Origin of the sequence: Streptomyces sp. HUAS ZL42 (genome assembly GCF_040782645.1) — a bacterium.
GTDB lineage: Bacteria > Actinomycetota > Actinomycetes > Streptomycetales > Streptomycetaceae > Streptomyces.
The window spans coordinates 8,073,216-8,090,787 of the sequence record NZ_CP160403.1; the positions used below are offsets into that span (position 1 = coordinate 8,073,216).

12 protein-coding genes and 1 pseudogene are annotated in these 17,572 nt (G+C 66.9%); 10 read left to right on the forward strand and 3 right to left on the reverse strand.

Annotated features, from left to right (window positions below; translation table 11 throughout):
• Positions 1–13: 13 nt before the first annotated feature.
• The gene (locus ABZO29_RS36830) at positions 14–2,176 is read left to right on the forward strand and encodes a primosomal protein N' (RefSeq protein WP_367324525.1); all 2,163 of its coding nucleotides are present in this window, start codon (positions 14–16) and stop codon (positions 2,174–2,176) included.
• Between the two features lie 114 nt (positions 2,177–2,290).
• Here ABZO29_RS36830 and ABZO29_RS36835 read toward each other — a convergent pair whose 3' ends face one another.
• Positions 2,291–2,830, reverse strand: coding sequence for a hypothetical protein (locus ABZO29_RS36835; protein WP_367324526.1), 540 nt, complete (start codon positions 2,828–2,830; stop codon positions 2,291–2,293).
• Positions 2,831–3,120: 290 nt separating this feature from the next.
• On the opposite strand from ABZO29_RS36835, the gene fmt reads away from it, so the two are divergent.
• The 6 genes and pseudogenes from fmt (at position 3,121) to ABZO29_RS36865 (ending at position 12,308) form a co-directional block, all read left to right on the forward strand.
• Complete coding sequence (gene fmt, locus ABZO29_RS36840; RefSeq protein WP_367324527.1) at positions 3,121–4,053, forward strand: methionyl-tRNA formyltransferase; 933 nt, start codon at positions 3,121–3,123, stop codon at positions 4,051–4,053.
• A gap of 94 nt (positions 4,054–4,147) precedes the next feature.
• Positions 4,148–5,563, forward strand: coding sequence for an RsmB/NOP family class I SAM-dependent RNA methyltransferase (locus ABZO29_RS36845; protein ID WP_367324528.1), 1,416 nt, complete (start codon positions 4,148–4,150; stop codon positions 5,561–5,563).
• 228 nt (positions 5,564–5,791) lie between these two features.
• Complete coding sequence (locus ABZO29_RS36850) at positions 5,792–8,851, forward strand: TnsA-like heteromeric transposase endonuclease subunit (protein ID WP_367326341.1); 3,060 nt, start codon at positions 5,792–5,794, stop codon at positions 8,849–8,851.
• Positions 8,848–9,996 carry a TniB family NTP-binding protein gene (locus ABZO29_RS36855; RefSeq protein WP_367324529.1) on the forward strand — a complete coding sequence of 383 codons (1,149 nt, stop codon included), beginning with the start codon at positions 8,848–8,850 and terminating at the stop codon, positions 9,994–9,996. The genes ABZO29_RS36850 and ABZO29_RS36855 overlap by 4 nt, the downstream gene beginning before the upstream one ends.
• Positions 9,993–10,421 (forward strand): annotated as a pseudogene (locus tag ABZO29_RS36860) (TniQ family protein); the annotation flags it as partial. The gene ABZO29_RS36855 and the pseudogene ABZO29_RS36860, both read left to right, overlap by 4 nt.
• A gap of 453 nt (positions 10,422–10,874) precedes the next feature.
• Complete coding sequence (locus ABZO29_RS36865) at positions 10,875–12,308, forward strand: hypothetical protein (RefSeq protein ID WP_367326442.1); 1,434 nt, start codon at positions 10,875–10,877, stop codon at positions 12,306–12,308.
• A gap of 447 nt (positions 12,309–12,755) precedes the next feature.
• Here ABZO29_RS36865 and ABZO29_RS36870 read toward each other — a convergent pair whose 3' ends face one another.
• The gene (locus ABZO29_RS36870; RefSeq protein ID WP_367324530.1) at positions 12,756–13,361 is read right to left on the reverse strand and encodes a hypothetical protein; all 606 of its coding nucleotides are present in this window, start codon (positions 13,359–13,361) and stop codon (positions 12,756–12,758) included.
• 627 nt (positions 13,362–13,988) lie between these two features.
• Between ABZO29_RS36870 and ABZO29_RS36875 the strand changes: the two genes are divergently transcribed.
• On the forward strand, positions 13,989–14,252 hold the full coding sequence (locus ABZO29_RS36875; protein ID WP_367324531.1) for a helix-turn-helix transcriptional regulator: 264 nt from the start codon (positions 13,989–13,991) through the stop codon (positions 14,250–14,252).
• Positions 14,253–14,412: 160 nt separating this feature from the next.
• On the forward strand, positions 14,413–15,297 hold the full coding sequence (locus ABZO29_RS36880) for a DUF6083 domain-containing protein (RefSeq protein WP_367324532.1): 885 nt from the start codon (positions 14,413–14,415) through the stop codon (positions 15,295–15,297).
• A 314-nt stretch (positions 15,298–15,611) separates the two neighbouring features.
• Here the strand turns inward: ABZO29_RS36880 and ABZO29_RS36885 are convergent, their stop codons facing one another.
• A complete protein-coding gene (locus ABZO29_RS36885) occupies positions 15,612–15,758 on the reverse strand; it encodes a hypothetical protein (protein WP_367324533.1) in 147 nt (48 codons plus the stop codon).
• Positions 15,759–15,833: 75 nt separating this feature from the next.
• On the opposite strand from ABZO29_RS36885, the gene ABZO29_RS36890 reads away from it, so the two are divergent.
• Entirely contained in the window at positions 15,834–17,297 is a 1,464-nt protein-coding gene (locus ABZO29_RS36890; protein WP_367324534.1) for a UvrD-helicase domain-containing protein, read from the forward strand.
• The last annotated feature ends 275 nt before the right edge of the window (positions 17,298–17,572 follow it).

The window sequence follows — 17,572 nt, forward strand, 5'->3', positions numbered from 1 at the left end:
TAGGAATGCAAGCGTGAGCAGCGAGAACGGGCAGGGGGGCGGGGGCGCGGCCGGAGAGGGCGCGCCGCCGGAGCAGCTCGCGCTGATTCGGGAGAGCGTGCGGAAGGCCAAGGAGCCCAGGGCCAAGCCGCGGACGTGGCGGGGGGCCATGCTCGCCAAGGAACTGCCCGTCGCGCGCGTGCTCGTCGACAAGGGCGTGCTCCATCTTGACCGGTACTTCGACTACGCCGTTCCGGAGGAGCTCGACGCCGACGCCCAGCCCGGTGTGCGGGTGCGGGTGCGGTTCGGGGCCGGGCGGCATCGGGTGCGTGAGGGGCGGCGTGAGGGCGGCGGGCTCATTGACGGGTTTCTCGTCGAGCGGCTCGCCGAGTCCGATTACTCCGGGCCGCTGGCCGCACTCGCCCAGGTCGTTTCGCCCGAGCCCGTACTGAGTGCCGAACTGCTGGGGCTGGCCCGTGCCGTCGCCGATCGGTATGCGGGGAGTCTCGCCGACGTACTGCAGCTGGCCGTGCCGCCGCGCAGTGCGAGGGCCGAGCGGCAGGCCTCGCCCGCGCCGCTGCCGCCGCCCGCGGTGCCGGAAGTGGGGTCCTGGGCGCGGTACGAGCGGGGGGAGGCGTTCCTCCAGTCCCTGGCCTCGGGAGGTACTCCCCGTGCCGTGTGGAATGCCCTGCCCGGGCCCGAGTGGGCCGAGGAGCTGGCGCGGGCCGTCGCCGCGACGCTGGTCTCGGGGCGCGGCGCGCTCGTCGTTCTGCCGGACGGACGGGCCGTCGCGCGGGTCGATGCCGCGTTGACCGCGCTGCTGGGAGAAGGGCGGCATGCCGTACTCACGGCCGACGCGGGACCCGAGAAACGGTATCGGGAGTGGCTCGCGGTGCGGCGGGGGGCCGTACGGGCCGTCGTCGGGACTCGGGCCGCCATGTTCGCCCCGGTTCGGGATCTGGGGCTCGTCGCCCTCTGGGACGACGGGGACGACAGCCACAGCGAGCAGCACGCGCCCCAGCCCCATGCGAGGGATGTGCTGCTGCTCCGGGCCGCACTGGACAAGTGCGCCTTCTTGCTGGGCAGTTGGAGCTGCACCGTGGAGGCCGCGCAGCTCGTGGAGAGCGGATGGGCGCGACCGCTGGTCGCAGTGCGGGAGCAGGTGCGACGCGCCGCTCCGCTGGTGCGGACCGTGGGGGACGGCGAGCTGGCGCGGGACGAGGCAGCCCGGGCCGCTCGGTTGCCCTCCCTGGCCTGGCAGGTGGCGCGGGACGGGCTGCGGCACGGGCCGGTGCTCGTACAGGTGCCCCGGCGGGGATACGTCCCGCGGATGGCCTGCGCCCAGTGCCGGGCGCCGGCGCGCTGCCGCCGGTGCTCCGGGCCGTTGGAGGCGCGGGACGGGGGCGCGGCCGGCGGCGCACTGTGGTGCGGATGGTGCGGGCGCGAGGAGGCTGCCTGGAACTGTCCCGAGTGCGGGTCGTTCCGGTTGCGGGCCCAGGTGGTCGGGGCGCGGCGGACGGCGGAGGAGCTGGGGCGGGCGTTTCCCGCCGTTCCCGTACGGACCTCGGGACGGGAGCATGTGCTGGACACGGTCCCGGCCGCGCCCGCGCTGGTCGTGAGCACGCCGGGGGCCGAGCCGGTCGCCGAGGGCGGGTATGCGGCGGCGCTGCTGCTGGACGGCTGGGCCATGCTCGGGCGGCCGGATCTGCGGGCGGGGGAGGACGCGCTGCGTCGGTGGATCGGGGCTGCCTCGCTGGTGCGGCCACAGGCCGACGGGGGGACGGTCGTCGTCGTCGCCGAGCCGACGCTGCGGTCCGTGCAGGCGCTGGTGCGGTGGGATGCCGTCGGGCATGCCGTGCGGGAACTCGCCGAGCGGGCCGAGCTCGGATTCCCGCCCGTGTCCCGGATGGCGGCCGTGTCGGGCACCGGGGAGGCCGTGGCCGAGTTCTTCCGAGCGGTCGAACTGCCTCGCGAGGCGGAGGTGCTGGGGCCCGTGCCGCTGCCCGTCACCGCCGCGGGGCGCCCTCGGCGGCCGGGGGCGCCGCCGCCCGGGGAGCACTGGGAGCGGGCTCTGATCCGGGTACCGCCAGGGAGCGGGGCAGCGCTCGCGTCCGCGCTCAAGGCCGCTCAGGCGGCTCGGATGGCGCGGGGAGGAGACGCGGTGTGGGTGCGGATCGATCCGCCGGACATCGGTTGAGGCGGCGGTTCGGGGTGGGTGACTTGTCTTCGGGCGGGAGGCCTGTGCGGTTCGTGGCGCGGCATGCGGCTGCCCTCCCGGAATCGCGCCGGGAGGGCAGGAGATGAGGGTGCGTCAGCCGTTGCGGGGGCCGGGGAAGGCGGTCGGCCTTACCTCCTCGCGCAGGACCGGGCTGCCCGCCATCGGCTGCGTCGGCATGGAGCGGGCCGCGGGGACCCCCGGCAGCGTGGGGAGGCCGGTGTTGACGCTGACCGTACGGCCGGCCGAGGGCTCCGTGCGCTCGGTCTCGGCGGCCGCCTGGGCCGCGGCGCGGCGGGCGCCGTAACGGCGGTGGACCGCCTGCTTGGTGACCCCGAGAGCGGAACCCACCGCGTCCCAGGAGAAGCCGAGCGAGCGGTCGAAGTCGACCGCGGCCGTCACCAGGGTTTCGACACTGTCCCGCAGTTCCTGGGCGAGACGGACCGTGGGGGCGGGCGCGCGTCCGTAGACGACGAAGCCCGTGGAGGGGCCGGAGCGGCGCGGGCGGTAGACGTTGCCCAGCTGGGCGGTCAGCGTGCGCAGTGCGTCCACCTGTCGGCGGACCCGTTCGATGTCCCGCACCAGCAGGTGCAGGCTGGCCCGGGCCTGGGCGTCGTGGGTTGCGTGGTCGGCCATGAACAAGCCTCTCGAACCGGCGTTGAAGAGAAAGGTCAACTCTTTCTTGACCAACGCGGGTGCGCTCCGCTTGGTCACGGTGTGGGGGCGTGTGGGAATGTGCGTACGCCCCCCGGAGCCGCCTCGGCCTTCGGCCTCGGCTTCGTCTCCCACCCGCGCACCATCCGTTTCCAGTTGGGCGAGAAGTGGGCCTTTCCAGTGGGGTGTGCTCGTCGTCGGCGGCTTTCCCTGCGTGGTCATAGACTTGTGCGCTGCCCGTAACCACCCGTCCGAGAGGCCCCCGCTCGCCCATGAAGCTTGTCTTCGCCGGTACCCCCGAGGTCGCCGTTCCCGCTCTGGACGCTCTGATCGCCTCCGGCCGGCACGAGGTGGCCGCCGTCGTCACACGGCCCGACGCGCCGGCCGGGCGGGGGCGCAGGCTGATCGCGTCTCCCGTCGCCGAGCGCGCCGAGGAGGCCGGGATCGAGGTGCTCAAGCCCCTCAGGCCGAGGGACCCCGAGTTCCTCGAGCGGCTGCGGGAGATCGCGCCGGACTGCTGTCCCGTCGTCGCCTATGGGGCCCTGCTCCCCCGTGCGGCCCTCGACATCCCCGGCCACGGCTGGGTCAACCTGCACTTCTCGCTGCTGCCCGCCTGGCGCGGAGCCGCGCCCGTGCAGCACGCGGTCATGGCGGGGGACGAGATCACCGGGGCCTCCACCTTCCTCATCGAAGAAGGGCTCGACTCCGGTCCCGTGTACGGGACGGTCACCGAGGAGATCCGGCCCACCGACACCAGTGGTGACCTGCTGACCCGGCTCGCCTTCGCCGGAGCGGGACTGCTCGTGGCGACCATGGACGGGATCGAGGACGGCACGCTGAAGGCCGTACCGCAGCCGGGCGAGGGCGTCACCCTCGCGCCGAAGATCACCGTCGAGGACGCGCTGGTGGACTGGGCCGCGCCCGCACTGCGGGTGGACCGGGTGGTGCGCGGGTGCACTCCCGCGCCGGGCGCGTGGACCGTGTTCCGCGGTGAGCGGCTCAAGCTCATCCAGGTCACGCCCCTGCCCGACCGGACCGACCTCGCTCCGGGACAGCTCTCGGTCGGCAAGAACAACGTCCACGTGGGCACCGGTTCCTACGCCGTCGAGCTGCTGTGGGTGCAGGCCCAGGGCAAGAAGCCGATGCGGGCGGCGGACTGGGCGCGCGGGGTCAGGATCGGGGAGGGCGAGGTTCTCGGGGCGTGACGTTCCCGCACCCGGCCCGCCTGCGCCGCACGGCCCTGCCCGCGCGACGTACGCTGGGTGCACATCTCATCCCGCGATCCGGAGCACCTTTTTCGTGAGCGACCAGTCCCGCCGCCGCACCACCGGCAAGCCCTACCGTCGGCCCAAGAAGGACCCCGTCCGCATCCTCGCCTTCGAGGCGCTGCGAGCCGTGGACGAGCGGGACGCGTACGCCAACCTCGTGCTGCCGCCGCTGCTGCGGAAGGCGCGCGAGAAGGGGGACTTCGACACCCGGGACGCGGCGCTCGCGACCGAACTCGTCTACGGGACGCTGCGGCTGCAGGGGACCTACGACGCCGTCCTCTCCGCCTGTGTCGACCGGCCGTTGCGGGACGTCGACCCGCCCGTGCTGGACGTACTCAGCCTCGGTGCGCACCAGTTGCTCGGCACGCGGATCCCCAGCCACGCCGCCGTCTCCGCCACCGTCGAGCTGGCCCGCGTCGTGCTCGGCGACGGGCGCGCCAAGTTCGTCAACGCCGTGCTGCGGAAGGTCGCACAGGACGATCTCGACGGGTGGATCGAGAAGGTCGCGCCTCCCTACGACGAGGATCCCGAAGATCACCTTGCCGTCGTGCACTCGCATCCGCGCTGGGTCGTCTCCGCGCTGTGGGACTCCCTCGGCGGCGGACGGGCCGGGATCGAGGACCTGCTCGCGGCCGACAACGAGCGGCCCGAGGTGACGCTGGTCGCCCGGCCGGGGCGGGCGACGGCCGATGAGCTGCTGCGGGAGGAGGCCGCCGTCCCCGGACGCTGGTCGCCGTACGCCGTGCGGCTCACCGAGGGCGGCGAGCCCGGCGCCGTCGAGGCCGTACGGGAGGGCCGTGCGGGCGTGCAGGACGAAGGCAGCCAACTCGTCGCGCTCGCTCTTGCCAACGCGCCGCTCGAGGGGTCCGACGCGAGGTGGCTCGACGGGTGCGCCGGGCCCGGAGGCAAGGCGGCGCTGCTCGGCGCGCTCGCCGCGGAGCGCGGCGCCTTCCTGCTCGCCTCCGAGAAGCAGCCGCACCGGGCGGGACTGGTGGCGAGGGCCCTGGACGGCAACCCCGGGCCCTATCAGGTCATCGCCGCCGACGGGACGCGGCCCCCGTGGCGTCCCGGCTCCTTCGACCGCGTGCTGATGGACGTGCCCTGCACCGGACTCGGCGCGCTGCGGCGACGGCCGGAGGCGCGGTGGCGGCGCAGACCGGAGGACCTCGACGGGTTCGCACCGCTGCAGCGCGGGCTGCTGCGGACCGCCCTGGAGGCCGTACGGGTCGGGGGCGTGGTCGGTTACGCCACCTGCTCGCCCCACCTGGCCGAGACCCGCGCCGTGGTCGCCGACGTCCTCAAGCAGTTCCCGGAGGCAGAGCTGCTCGACGCCCGACCGCTACTCCCGGGCGTACCGGCTCTCGGTGACGGCCCCGACGTACAGCTGTGGCCGCATCTGCACGGGACCGACGCGATGTATCTGGCGTTGCTCAGGAAGACGGCCTGAAGCTGATCGGGATGTAGGTTCTCAGACTGAGTGACCAATTCTCATTTCAGTTGACCAATGTCTGACTAATTGGTCTCTGAAGTGAGACGGATAGATGTTCGAACGCTAGCTCGTGCGTGTGGAAGCTGTAGTTCCCTCTGTACGGTTCGCTGCTCCTGTGTGACCTTCAAGGCGATTGGACTTGCGGCTGCTGCTGTGAGGTCATCGCTCCGTTTTGCGGGAGGTCACATGACGGTTTCCGTGAGTTCCGTCTCTGTGAAATTTCGTAGAAGTGACGGTGAGATCGTAGCGAGGGCTTGGCCGCATACGAGCATTGATGACCTGGCGCACCTGACTCCGTGGCGCACGTTCCGTTGGTATTACGGGCAGAAGCACTATTCGGGATTTTACTGGTCATCGACCATGCGCTCCCATGTGATCTATGAATCACGCCTGGAGCTCACGCGCTTGATTTATGCCGACTTTGAACGAGGTGTCAGCTCGATATTTGCTCAGCCGTTTTTGATCACGGCGGAAATCGAGGGGAAGCTGAGGAGACATGTCCCAGACTTCTTGATTCTTCGAGACGGCATTGTTCCCTTGGTCGTGGACGTCAAGCCTCGCCATTTACTGACGCGGCCGAAGATCGGATTCTCGCTCGGCTGGGCGCGTTCAGTGGTGGAGTCTTGCGACTGGGAATTCCAGGCGTGGTGTGAGCCTCCGGAGGAGGAGCTGGCCAATCTCCGCTTCTTGGCCGGCTACCGGCGTGACTGGCTTTTCGCGGAAGAGATGCTGGAAGAAATACGCAGCAGTGATCTTCATGGAGCGACTTTGGGAGAGGCATTCCGCTCCTTCCCCAGGTGGCCCGATGCGCTGGCGCGTGCAGGTGTCCTGCATCTGCTGTGGAAACAGGATCTGTCCACTGAACTGGGAGAAATCCTGTCCGAGCAGCATCTACTGCGCCAGGAGCCAGCCACAGTTGTGGGGGCGGGGATGAATACATTGCCCGAGCCAATCATGGACTCCGCGCATGACGAAACGAGGGCTGACCTGCCGGAGCGCGCCGTACATAGGAAAGCGGGAGGACGGATGAGTGGGGAAGGTGCGGTCCGTGTCGGGGTGGGGACGCGGTTTCAGTACGACGGTGAAGTCGTCACCGTTGAGGAGATGTTCGGAGCCGCAGCAGGCAATGAAGTTCTCGTCAAGGATGGACGCGGCCGCAGGTTCAGGCTGTCCCTGAGGGAAGTTCTGGCCTCGGGTCGGGCCCGCGTCATTGCAGAGAAGCCCGGACCTTCGTCTGACGACCCGGGTGAGACCGCTTCCGTCATCCTTTCTCAGCTCGAAGACAGCGAGCTGGAGAAGGTCCGTGAGCGAGCCGCACATCTCAATGAGGTGATCTGTGGATTTCGGTCCGGCACGCCGGAGTTGGCCGCGCCGGGGGAACCCCGCTCGCTGTACGCACCGGGAACACCGAAGATGGCTCGCTATCAAGCCAAGGCAGAAGAGCTAGGGGTGAGCCTGCGCACGCTTACTCGATGGGTTGGAGCCTTTCGGCTTGAGCGAGAAGCCGCCCTGACGCGTGACCGGTCGGAGGGGCCAGTCGACGCGGGAGGTGTGGGGCGGGCCGATCCACGGTGGGTGGAGATGGCTTTGGAAATCATGGAAGAGCACGGTGAGGACTCAACACCGAGCCGAGGAGCCGTCATCCGCAGTGTGCGCCCCCGTTTGGATGCCCGCTACGGCAAGAACGAGGTGCCGGTTCCTTCGCGGCCAACGGCGTACCGGTGGCTAAGTGAGTTGGAGAAGCGTCGGCCGACTTTCCGGCTGAGCGCCAAGAGGAATCGGGACATTGCGGCCCGCCCGACCGGCGTACACGGAAAGTTGCGGCCGACACGGCCGGGCGAGTACTTGCTGATGGACACCAACCGGCTGGACGTCTTCGCGCTGGACCCGATGACACTCCGGTGGGTGCAGCCGGAGTTGACTGTTGCTATGGACTGGTACGACCGCTGTATCACAGGGCTGCGGCTAACGCCGGTATCCACCAAGTCCGTCGATGTCGCGGCAACACTGTTTCAGACCTACCGCCCTCGCCCGGCCGGGAAGGACTGGCCGAGCCATGCGGTCTGGCCTGACCACGGCGTCCCTCGCGCGGTCTTGTTGGATCGGGACGCGCTTGAAGGCCCGATCGCGGACGCTGCTGCCCGGGTCACCGGTCAGGGAGCGGCAGGGCCAGCGCTTGTCCCGGAGACTCTTGTGGTCGACCACGGCAAGGTCTACGTCTCCGAGCACATCACCAGCGTATGCCAACGCTTGGGACTCTCCATTCAGCCAGCCCGTTTGCGTACGGGGCGTGACAAGGGACCTATTGAAAGGTTCTTTCGTACGCTGCGGGAAGGGCTACTGGAGACGCTCCCCGGATATAAGGGCCCGGACGTCCATGCGCGGGGGGTGAACCCGGAGGGAGAAGCCTACTTCTTCCTGAACGAACTGGAGGCGATCATCCGGGAGTGGGTTGCCGCGGTCTACCATCACCGCCCCCACGATGGCCTGGTCGATCCACGTGTACCTGGACTGAGGCTGTCTCCAGCCGCCATGTTCGACCACGGCATCGCCCGCGCCGGCTACATCGAGGTCCCCCGCGATCCAGACCTGGGATTCGAGTTCCTCAAGACCGAGTGGAAGCCGATCCATCACTACGGCGTCGAAACTCGCCAGTGCCGCTACAACGGACCAGGCCTGAACGGCTTGCGCAATCAGACGAGTCCCTATACCGCACCGCGCGCAAAGGGCGGCTGGCCCATCCAGGTCGACCCCGACGACATCACACGCGTCTACTTCCGTCGCCCCGATACGCGCAAGTGGCACACGCTGACCTGGGAGCATGCGCCATCCATGAAGTTTCCGGTCAGTGAAGATGCATTGGAACTGGCCCGGCGAATGGCCGCACACAAGTACCGCCACCCTGACGACGAGACTGCGTTGGCGGAGCTGCTGGAGCGCTGGAATCTCGGTTTGGGCATGACCAGGACCGAGCGGCGTATCGCCTTGCGGATGGCGCGCGAACAGTCGGCCATCGAGCTGCCGTCCACCGATGCCGCCGACGAGGTCGCCGCATTGGCGTCCGTGGCGCGGGCGCTAACCCCCGATTCCGTGGTGGCCGAGGGCGAAGAGGACCCCGAAACTGAGCCGTATGAGGGGCAAGTGCCGGGTGATGACGATGATGACGACGAACTCGATGGTCCGGGCCGGAGCTCCGACGGTCCCGACGATGACGACTTCTACGCGGATGCTCTGGAGGACGCATGACCGAAGAGACGCCGCCCCCGGGGCGCCCACCGCTCGACAACCTGACGCTCTCCCGTAAAGAAGGTTTCCGTCAGCTGGCCTTGGCGCCACCACGTGTTCAGCCTGACGAGCTGACAGTCAAAGAGCTCGCTGCATTGAACAGCACGGCACGCGCGGCCTACGACCGACAGCGGCGGGACTGGCACGCAAATCTCGGACCTATCAGGACTCCACAACTTGCTGCACTGCAAGAACACTTGTGGGACATCGTCGACAGTAATGTCCAAGATGGCGACAAGGTCAAAGGTGCGGTCGCGGTCGACGCTTTTCCGGGTCTGGGGAAGACCACAGCAGTACTTCATTTCGCGCAGAAGTTTCATCTCAGAGAGGTCGCGGAAGAAGGCGAGTTCACTCAGGCGGGGCACGAGAGGTGGCCGGTATGCCGAGTGGGGCTCACCAGTAACATCGGTATGAAGGACTTCAATCGCGCCATCTTGGAGTTCTTCGATCATCCAGCTCGTTTCAGGGGAACATCCGCCGAGTTTCTGCAAAGGGCGTTGGACTGCGTCCTTGACTGTGAGACAAAGATCCTGATCGTCGACGATCTGCACTTTTTGAAGTGGTCGGACCGTAACGGTCGGGAAGTCAGCAACCACTTCAAGCACATCGCCAATGAGTTCCCCGTCACCTTGATCTTTGTAGGCGTGGAGCTGGAGAGCCGTGGCCTGTACTCCGAGACGGACGAATGTGGTGACGTCACCCTCGCCCAGACCGCTCGACGCACGACGCCTCTATCGATGGAGCGGTTCTTGATGGACGACGACAAGTGTCGGCGTGACTGGCGGAACCTTTTGCTGTGGTTGGAGAAGCGCATTGTGCTGGCTGGGAAGTTCCCCGGCATGCTTGCCGACGATTTGTCGGACCATTTCTACGCCCGCACCAAAGGGCACATCGGCTCGCTCATGACATTGGTCAACCGCGGTTGTCAGCGGGCTGTGCGGACGGGGACTGAACGACTCGACGAAGAGCTCCTGAACAGCGTCAAAATCGACGCTGCGGCCGAGAAGGCACGCGAGCAGCTCGAGGCTTCCCTGCGAGCCAGGCGCTGGACCTCGAAGACGAGCGAGGCCCACACCACAACCACCAGGAAAGGCGGCAGCGGATGAATTCGGCCCGCACGTTTCCGCTACGGATCGAACCCGTGGAAGGCGAAGGGCTGGACAGTTGGCTTGAGGCTGTGGCCTGCCGCAGCAGGGCCCCCCTCACGCAGGTCGCTGCGGCTCTGGGGCTGAGTGGCGCAGCGCCCCATAAGCCCCTGGTGATTCCGCCGTGGACCATCGCCCTGACTCCTGCAGAGCGCAGCCACCTCGCCCTGGTCACCGGTATCGAATCCGGAACGTTGCACCGCATGACGTTGGCGCGATGGCACGGAAGAGCCCTCTTTGTCGACTTACGTCGTCGCCGCGTCGACCGGCGGCGACTGTGGGGGCGGGCGTCCGGTTCTCGCTTCTGTCCCGCGTGCCTGAAGGAATCCGACGGCCGCTGGCAGCTGTCTTGGCGCCTGGCCTTCACTTTCGCGTGTATCCGCCATCGCATGCTTCTGGTGGATACCTGCCCCTCCTGCGGAGAGATTCCGCGCAGTCGGGGCAACTACGGTGGAACCACGCCCGTTTTAGGGGTCTGTCCCACGAAGTCGAGAGACTTTCCCTGGGAGCGATGCCAACAAGACCTCTCCGAAGCAGCTGCCCCGCCGCTAGTGGCGGACAGTCCCCTGCTCCTGGCGCAGCAAATGTTGACCGAACTGATCGTCAGTGCGCCGGACACGACAACGGACTTCACGGGCGTCTATGGCAGGGCACCTGTAGCTATCGCTCAGGTTCTGGCCGACATAAGGACTTTCGCCTCACGCGTGCTGGCGCTCGCACACGACGACGACCTCAGGCGTTGGGGAACCGGCGAACTTGTGCGCCGGTGCAACACGTACCGCCAAGCGCCACTCACCAGCTACCGAGGCCGCCGAGAAGCGCACACACGAGGATCGTGGGTGGCCCCGACCGACGCCGCAGCAACCGGGATCGCCCTGACGGCGGCCTTGGACGGCCTGAGCGGAGCAGACCCGCAGGCCGTTGTGGATCGCATCGCGTGGCTCACCGATCGGCTGGAAGCGAAAGGAGGAGGTGTCGCACACTGCGACATCGAGAAGTGGAGCTCGCAGGTCTCACCCGGCTTCGTCGCCATCGTTCTGGGAGCCGTGCACCGAAGCCAAGGGCGGCGGGCTGTGCGACTGCACTACCGAACCACTACAGGGCGACCACAACGTCCAGCCAGAGGACTCCAATTGCCGCGAGCCCGGGCCCGGAAAACACCGGCGAACCTGTGGGACACCTGGACCCTGCGGATGATGCCGACTACCAGCAGCGGAAGCCTGCGCTGGAGCACAGTCCAACAGGCTCTCGCGGTCAGCACGCTGCAGGTCGGAGCCTGGATCAACCTGCCCCAGGCGCTGGTTCTGCTGGGCAACAGCCTTCCAACGAAGACCGTATCCCGAACGTTGGAGACGCTCCACACACATGAGGCCGGCGTTGAGATCTTGCGCGCCATGACTCTGCTGGCCGACATCCTCGACCAAGAAGGCTCCCCTATCAACTATGCGCGGCGCCGCAAGGTGTTTGGGTATCAGTCCCAATTCATCGGGCCAGAACATTGGGCCGAAATTCAAAGGAAGTCGGGCCGCCAGCGCCAAACGCCATCGCATGTGTACCATGCTAACCGTTGGATCTACCAACGACTCACCGGCAATCCCGTGCGCTTGATGCCAGTGCCATCGAGCTGGAATGCCGACGACAAGCCCAAGCGGTACCCGCAGTTCACATTTGACCTGAACCCGTTCGAGGTCGATGAACTCACCCTGCACTGCCAAAACATTCTGTCCGACGAATCCATCGCAGAACCTCTCTCGTGGGAACCAGATATTCCGGCGGATGCATTGGACTCTATGAGTCTTCCAGGAACATCACTTGAAAGTATCCATTATTCGAAGGTTCACGATGTTATCTTGGCCGGCGCTTTGAGCGCTTCCGCGGCTGCCAAAGTTCTCAACACTAGTGCAGCGCACATTCGCTGCATCATTGGCAGGCACCCGCTCAGCGGGCAGGAGGTCCTCGAAGATCGCAGTGAGGAATGGCGTCGATTGTATCTGGCTGGTCATTCTATCAATGACATCGGCCGGATGACGGGAGGAGGTCACCAAGTCATTGCGAAGGAGCTGCGGAGAATGGGAGTCGAGATTCGAGCGCGAGCGCCGAAGCAGCAATATCAGCACCTTACCCAGGAGGTCATTCACCGCTATATCCAACTTGAGCAGTCGCTTCAGGACATCGCGGACGAGACAGGCATGTGCCGGGCCACGGTACGCAACATTCTGAAACGCGAGGGCGTCTCGCGGCGACGGTGCGGACGCCGCCCTCTGTCAACGTGAGTGTGTGCTTCAGTCAGCGCGGCACATCGCCCCACTACTCCACAGGAGTGATCACCCTGCGCTGGACTGGATCTTTTTCCGAATCTCCACGCGGCAGAAGGATCCCGACGAGGCAATGGGCGAACTCAGCGTTGCCGCGCGCTTCTGGTCGGTGACCCTCGTCCTCCGCGAGGATGACGTCCAACGAGCCAACGAGCTCTACACAGACGCACTCGCCATCTGTGATTGTGATTGGTCGGCATGCTCGGGACTGTAGAAGTTGTCCGCTCGATTGCAGTGTGGTGAGTGGCTCAACGAAAGCGGTTAGACTTCCCGCGTCAGACCAGATTTGGAATCAGTGCTTGCTTCAGAGCGAAATTTCCACACCATGGAAAGCGTGCCGGGAAAATTCTCTCCTGTCTACCGGAGCGGCTCACCGGAACAAAGAGAGGGCCGGCATCCTCCTGATCAAGACGCTTCAGTTCTCCCGTCACTATTCTGCACCCGTCTCTCCTGAAATCGTGACATCAGCGTCCAGTGCAGATCTTCTGAGGTTTGACCTAAATTCCAGGAGCTCAGGACCTCTTGCGTTGCCAATGAGTCCACCGCGGCAATGAATGTGGAGCTAGGAACACCGCATTCTCGTGCCAATTGTTCTACCTCGGCTTTGCCGTGTGCACTGTCCGGAGCAGAGTGAGCCGCAAGGCACAGGGCCATGAGCCGATGTGAAGGCTTGGAATCTGCACGGATGCCGCCGGTAAGGCGCAGGGCCCAGTCGGCGGCGCGGAGCCGGTCAGGCCGCGCCGGGTGCTGCGAGGACCAATCCATGTCGAGCAGTTGAACTGCACGCACACGGCCACCAGTTAGTGGATCGTGCGGGACTACGCGTAGCCACTTTGCATGGCTGAGTTCCAGCCATGGATCCTTGGCGGCTCCCAAGTGAAGGCTGCGCAGCACGCCATAGGGCACACGCACCTCAGCTGAACCATTCATACGCAGCGCGCACTGCAGCGCGATCAATCGGGCGGCGGCTCCTGTGTCGGCTGGTAGTGCGGCGGCGAGGTAGCTGAGCATCTCGCGTACGCGGGTTTGGCTGTCGGGGGCTTTGGGCTGGCGTGGTCTTCGCCGAGTGTTCGTACGGCCGGTAGATGGCGTCGCGGAGGTCAGAACCGTATCGGGGACCACGGCTGCCTCCGAGGTGGCTGCAGCACATGCGGTGCAGGTGTCAGTCAGCCGCCACAGCCGTCCGCCGCGCTCACGCGCGAGCAGGAGTTGGATGGGGCCTTGGCACCCCCGATGGCGGCGATGCCAGCAGCAGCCCCGCTCCTGACACTGACACGTCCGCAGGTGGGGCGGCAGCGGAGCCCGGCGGGCGTGCTGAGCCAGGTGGGCCAGAAGTTCGGCCCGAGCCGAGGGACCGTTGAGCCGTCGGCCGCTATGGGTGCAGTGCTGGCACACGAGGACCGGGCCGCCAGATTGCGGGCGTAGTTCCACCGTCCAGGTGCGCCGTACTCCAGGGTGGGCGAAGCGGAGCCTCATGGCGCGTGCGTTCCTCCTCTTGTTTCCGCGCCGGCCCCCGTCGGGCTGGGATCGGCCGCACACGGTAGTGCAGACCCCTGCCCTTCGCTGAACTGCCACCGGGCCAAATTAGGGCAGAGGTCTGCACTGACAGGGCAGGTGTCTGCACCGCGGAATGGTCGGGTGACGATCTTCCCGCCCGAGCCGGATTTCGGCGCTCTGCGTCTGGAGCTCGCTCGGCTGCGCGCGGAGCGGGGATGGACCTACGACGAGTTGGCCGACCGAAGTGGCCTGGCCAGAAGGACTCTCATCGAGATCGAACAGGGTCGTACGATCGGCACGCTCAAGACGTGGCACGCCCTTGCTCATGCGCTCAGTACCCCGCTCGACGAGCTCTTCGGATCCCTCTGTCGCGGGCATGAGCCGCCACGGCGGGCGAACGGCTGACGGGCCGTCGGGGCCTGCCTGGCGAACCACCCGATCGGGCGGTCGGGTGTGAACGATTGAGCGGTCATTCGAATATATGTGGCCTCGAATGGGGCCGTTCGGTTTACCTCAACGGCCTGGGCGCCGCGCGCTCGGCGTGTTGCCTGGCACCTTCGCGCACATGCATTCCCCATCCTCGCGCCGGCACTGGGACGGCAGCCACGTTCAGATCCACCCGCGACGCTCGCTGCGTGTTGATCCCGACAGCCCGACCTGGCTTTTGCGCTGTGCTCAACGCGACCGCTGCCGTGAGTGCGGCAACCCCGTCGAGTGGTACCACCGAGTCGCCGACCGTCCCGTCCGTCTGCATCCACAGGAACTGCCCGCAACGGAGGTGCCCGCCGACTACCGCTGGCACGTCAGCTCCGGCCTCGCCCATCCCGCCGGGGACGGCAGCGCCTGGTGCCGACTGGCCCATGCCGCCGTCTGCCCCGCTCGCAATGCCGGCGCCACCGTCGTCCCTGCACTGAGCAGGCTGCGGCGGGCGCTAGCCGTGAACACACGCCGCCTTACCGACGTCGGCGCCTTCACACCGAGCCCAGCGACAGACCGTTCGACTCGCCGGTCGGAAGACTCCTGCCGACCCGCCAGACCCGTCATCCAACTCCTGTACGTGCGCTACCTCGCCGCACGCCCCGTGGACGAGATCCAGTGCGTGGCCCAGACACGGCATAGAAACCGGTGCACCTACACGGTGCTTGCTCCCGAGGGCCTATCGGGCGTCTGGAGGTTGGCTCCCGCAACGGCCGCCCACTGCCAACTCGCCCTGCCCGCAGAGGTAATGGCGCTATACGACCTGTCCTCCCTGCCGTACGCCGAGCAGTTGCGCTGGCGCAGGCAACGCTGCCCTCAGCATGTTGCCGCCCCGACGGCGGCGGACCTCGCATTGACCGACTGGGAGCCGTTCGACCCGCTCCTCCACCACGCCCATGTGCACCCTCGACTTCCAACCCACGGACGTCGGCCGCGCCCGGACGGCGATGTACGGAATGGGGTTCGGCCATGAGACGGCAGCACGCTGTCGAGATCATCCTGACAAGGCCCGCGACCGGTAGAGAGCTTCACCGAGCCTGCAGAGCCGTACCACTGGCGACGAACGCCGCCCGCACCCGGCTGATGACCGTACGCCAGGCCAAGTCACCTGACCGAGCCCTCAGGTCACTTCGGCATGAGCTCGATCGCCTCCTGCCGATCGACGTGCTCACGACTCACTACGCCAACCAGTCCGGCCAGGTTGTGCTCAACGTCGACCTCCCCCATGCCCTGTGTTCGGCGCTTCGCCGGGACGCGGCAGCCCGAGGCGAGAAGCCCGCAGACTACCTAGGGCGGGCCGTCGTAGAGGCCCTCGAACGGGATGAGCGGGACCGTACGCGGCAACTGACCGCGCAGCTCGAAGGCCTTCTCGCCCACCACGCCCCCGAAAACGTTCTGGCCTGTGCGGCTCGCATCCTGCTGCGCAGCCGTCACCCGGCATCTCTGCACTCGAACGACACGAACCGCTCTCACACGACCCCGTAGCCCACCCTCTCCGCGGAGCACTCGTTGCACACCCCCACCGACGAACAGGCGCACGCCGTCGACACCTTCCGCGACGGCCACCACCTGGTGCTGCAAGCCGGCGCCGGCACCGGCAAGACCAGCACGCTGTGCCTGCTTGCCGCGAGTACCGGACGCCGTGGCCGCTACCTCGCCTTCAACAAGGACATCGCCGACGACGCCGCAGCCCGTTTTCCACGTTCCGTTCTCTGCAAGACCGCGCACGCGACGGCTTACGCAGCCCTCGGCCACCGTTTCGCTCGCCGTCTCAGCAGCCCTCGCCAGCCCGCGTGGCGGATCGGACAGGCCCTCGGCATCAGGTCGGCCGTCCGTATCGGCGATCACGAGATCAGCCACCGAACCCTCTCCCATGCCGTGCTGCGTACGGTGACCCGCTTCTGCCAGTCCGCCGACAGGGCTCCGGCGCCTCATCACGTACCGGCCCTGCGCAGGCTCGGATCACTCGAAGAGGGCGCCCAACTTGCCGAAGCGGTCATGCCGTTCGTCGTGAAGGCCTGGGCAGATCTGCAAAACCCTGAGGAGGGCGTGGTCCGCTTCGAGCACGATCACTACTTGAAGATGTGGGCCCTGACAGAACCGAAGATCGAAGCCGACTTCCTTCTCCTCGACGAGGCTCAGGACACCAACCCCGTGCTGGAACAGGTCTTCGCCGCTCAACGCAGCCACGCCCAGCTGGTGATGGTCGGTGACTCCGCCCAGGCCATCTACGGGTGGCGCGGGGCCCAGGACGTGATGACAGATTTCGACGCCACCCACCTCACCTTGACCCGTTCCTTCCGCTTCGGCCCGCTCCTCGCCCAAGAGGCCAACCGGTGGCTGGAGTTCACCGACACTCCGATTCGGCTGACCGGTACCGAGACGATTCCTACGAAGGTCGGCCTGGTCACCGCCCCCGACGCAGTGCTGTGCCGCACCAACATCGGCGCCATGAACGAAGTGATAAGGCAGTTGGCAGCCGGCCGTCGGGTCGCTCTGACGAGAGGTGGACAGACACTCGTCACCCTGGCGCTCGCCGCCCGAGACCTCAAGGGCGGCCGTCGCACCTCCCACCCCGAACTGGTGCTCTTCGCCTCCTGGGGAGAGCTGCAGGACTACGCCGAACACGATCCGGCCGGTCGTGATCTGCAGCCGTTCGTGGAACTCGTCGACACCCACGGTCCCGAGGCGATCATCGCTGCGGTCGATGCTCTCACCGGCGAGAGCCGGGCCGATGTCACTGTCTCCACCGCTCACAAGGCCAAAGGCCGAGAATGGCCCAATGTCAAGATCGCTGATGATTTCCCGCCGCCCCCGGACACCGACCAACTCGACAACCAGGGCCGCCCAATCCCGGAACCCGTGAACGCGACCGACGCACGTCTTGCTTACGTAGCCGTCACCCGCGCCCGCCGTCACCTCGACCTCGGAGGGCTCTCGTGGATTGAAAACCATCCGGCTTCCATGGCCTGAAGCGAGGGGACCAGCCGCATCCTGGTCAGCAAATGACGTTCATGCTGGTCCCCCGCTCACGCAAAGCAGGGAACGGGTGTGTTCCCGATGAACGGGACTGCCCGTGCCGCAGATGTCGAAGGCCGGGCCGTACGTGGCGATCCGACGGGACCACCACCATGCCGACGTGACGACGCGGAGCTTGAGCGAGTACAACGTCGCCTAGCGGACGGTGCGTAGGGCCCTGGCCCTGGTCTTGGTCTGGTCGGGGCCGAGGAAGCCGCAGTCGCCCGCGG

Coding starts and splice junctions, on each gene's coding strand:
- ABZO29_RS36835 (WP_367324526.1), bottom strand. CDS start 2,830: ATGGCCGACCACGCAACCCACGACGCCCAGGCCCGGGCCAGCCTGCAC.
- fmt (WP_367324527.1), top strand. CDS start 3,121: ATGAAGCTTGTCTTCGCCGGTACCCCCGAGGTCGCCGTTCCCGCTCTG.
- ABZO29_RS36850 (WP_367326341.1), top strand. CDS start 5,792: ATGACGGTTTCCGTGAGTTCCGTCTCTGTGAAATTTCGTAGAAGTGAC.
- ABZO29_RS36855 (WP_367324529.1), top strand. CDS start 8,848: ATGACCGAAGAGACGCCGCCCCCGGGGCGCCCACCGCTCGACAACCTG.
- ABZO29_RS36870 (WP_367324530.1), bottom strand. CDS start 13,361: ATGCTCAGCTACCTCGCCGCCGCACTACCAGCCGACACAGGAGCCGCC.
- ABZO29_RS36880 (WP_367324532.1), top strand. CDS start 14,413: ATGCATTCCCCATCCTCGCGCCGGCACTGGGACGGCAGCCACGTTCAG.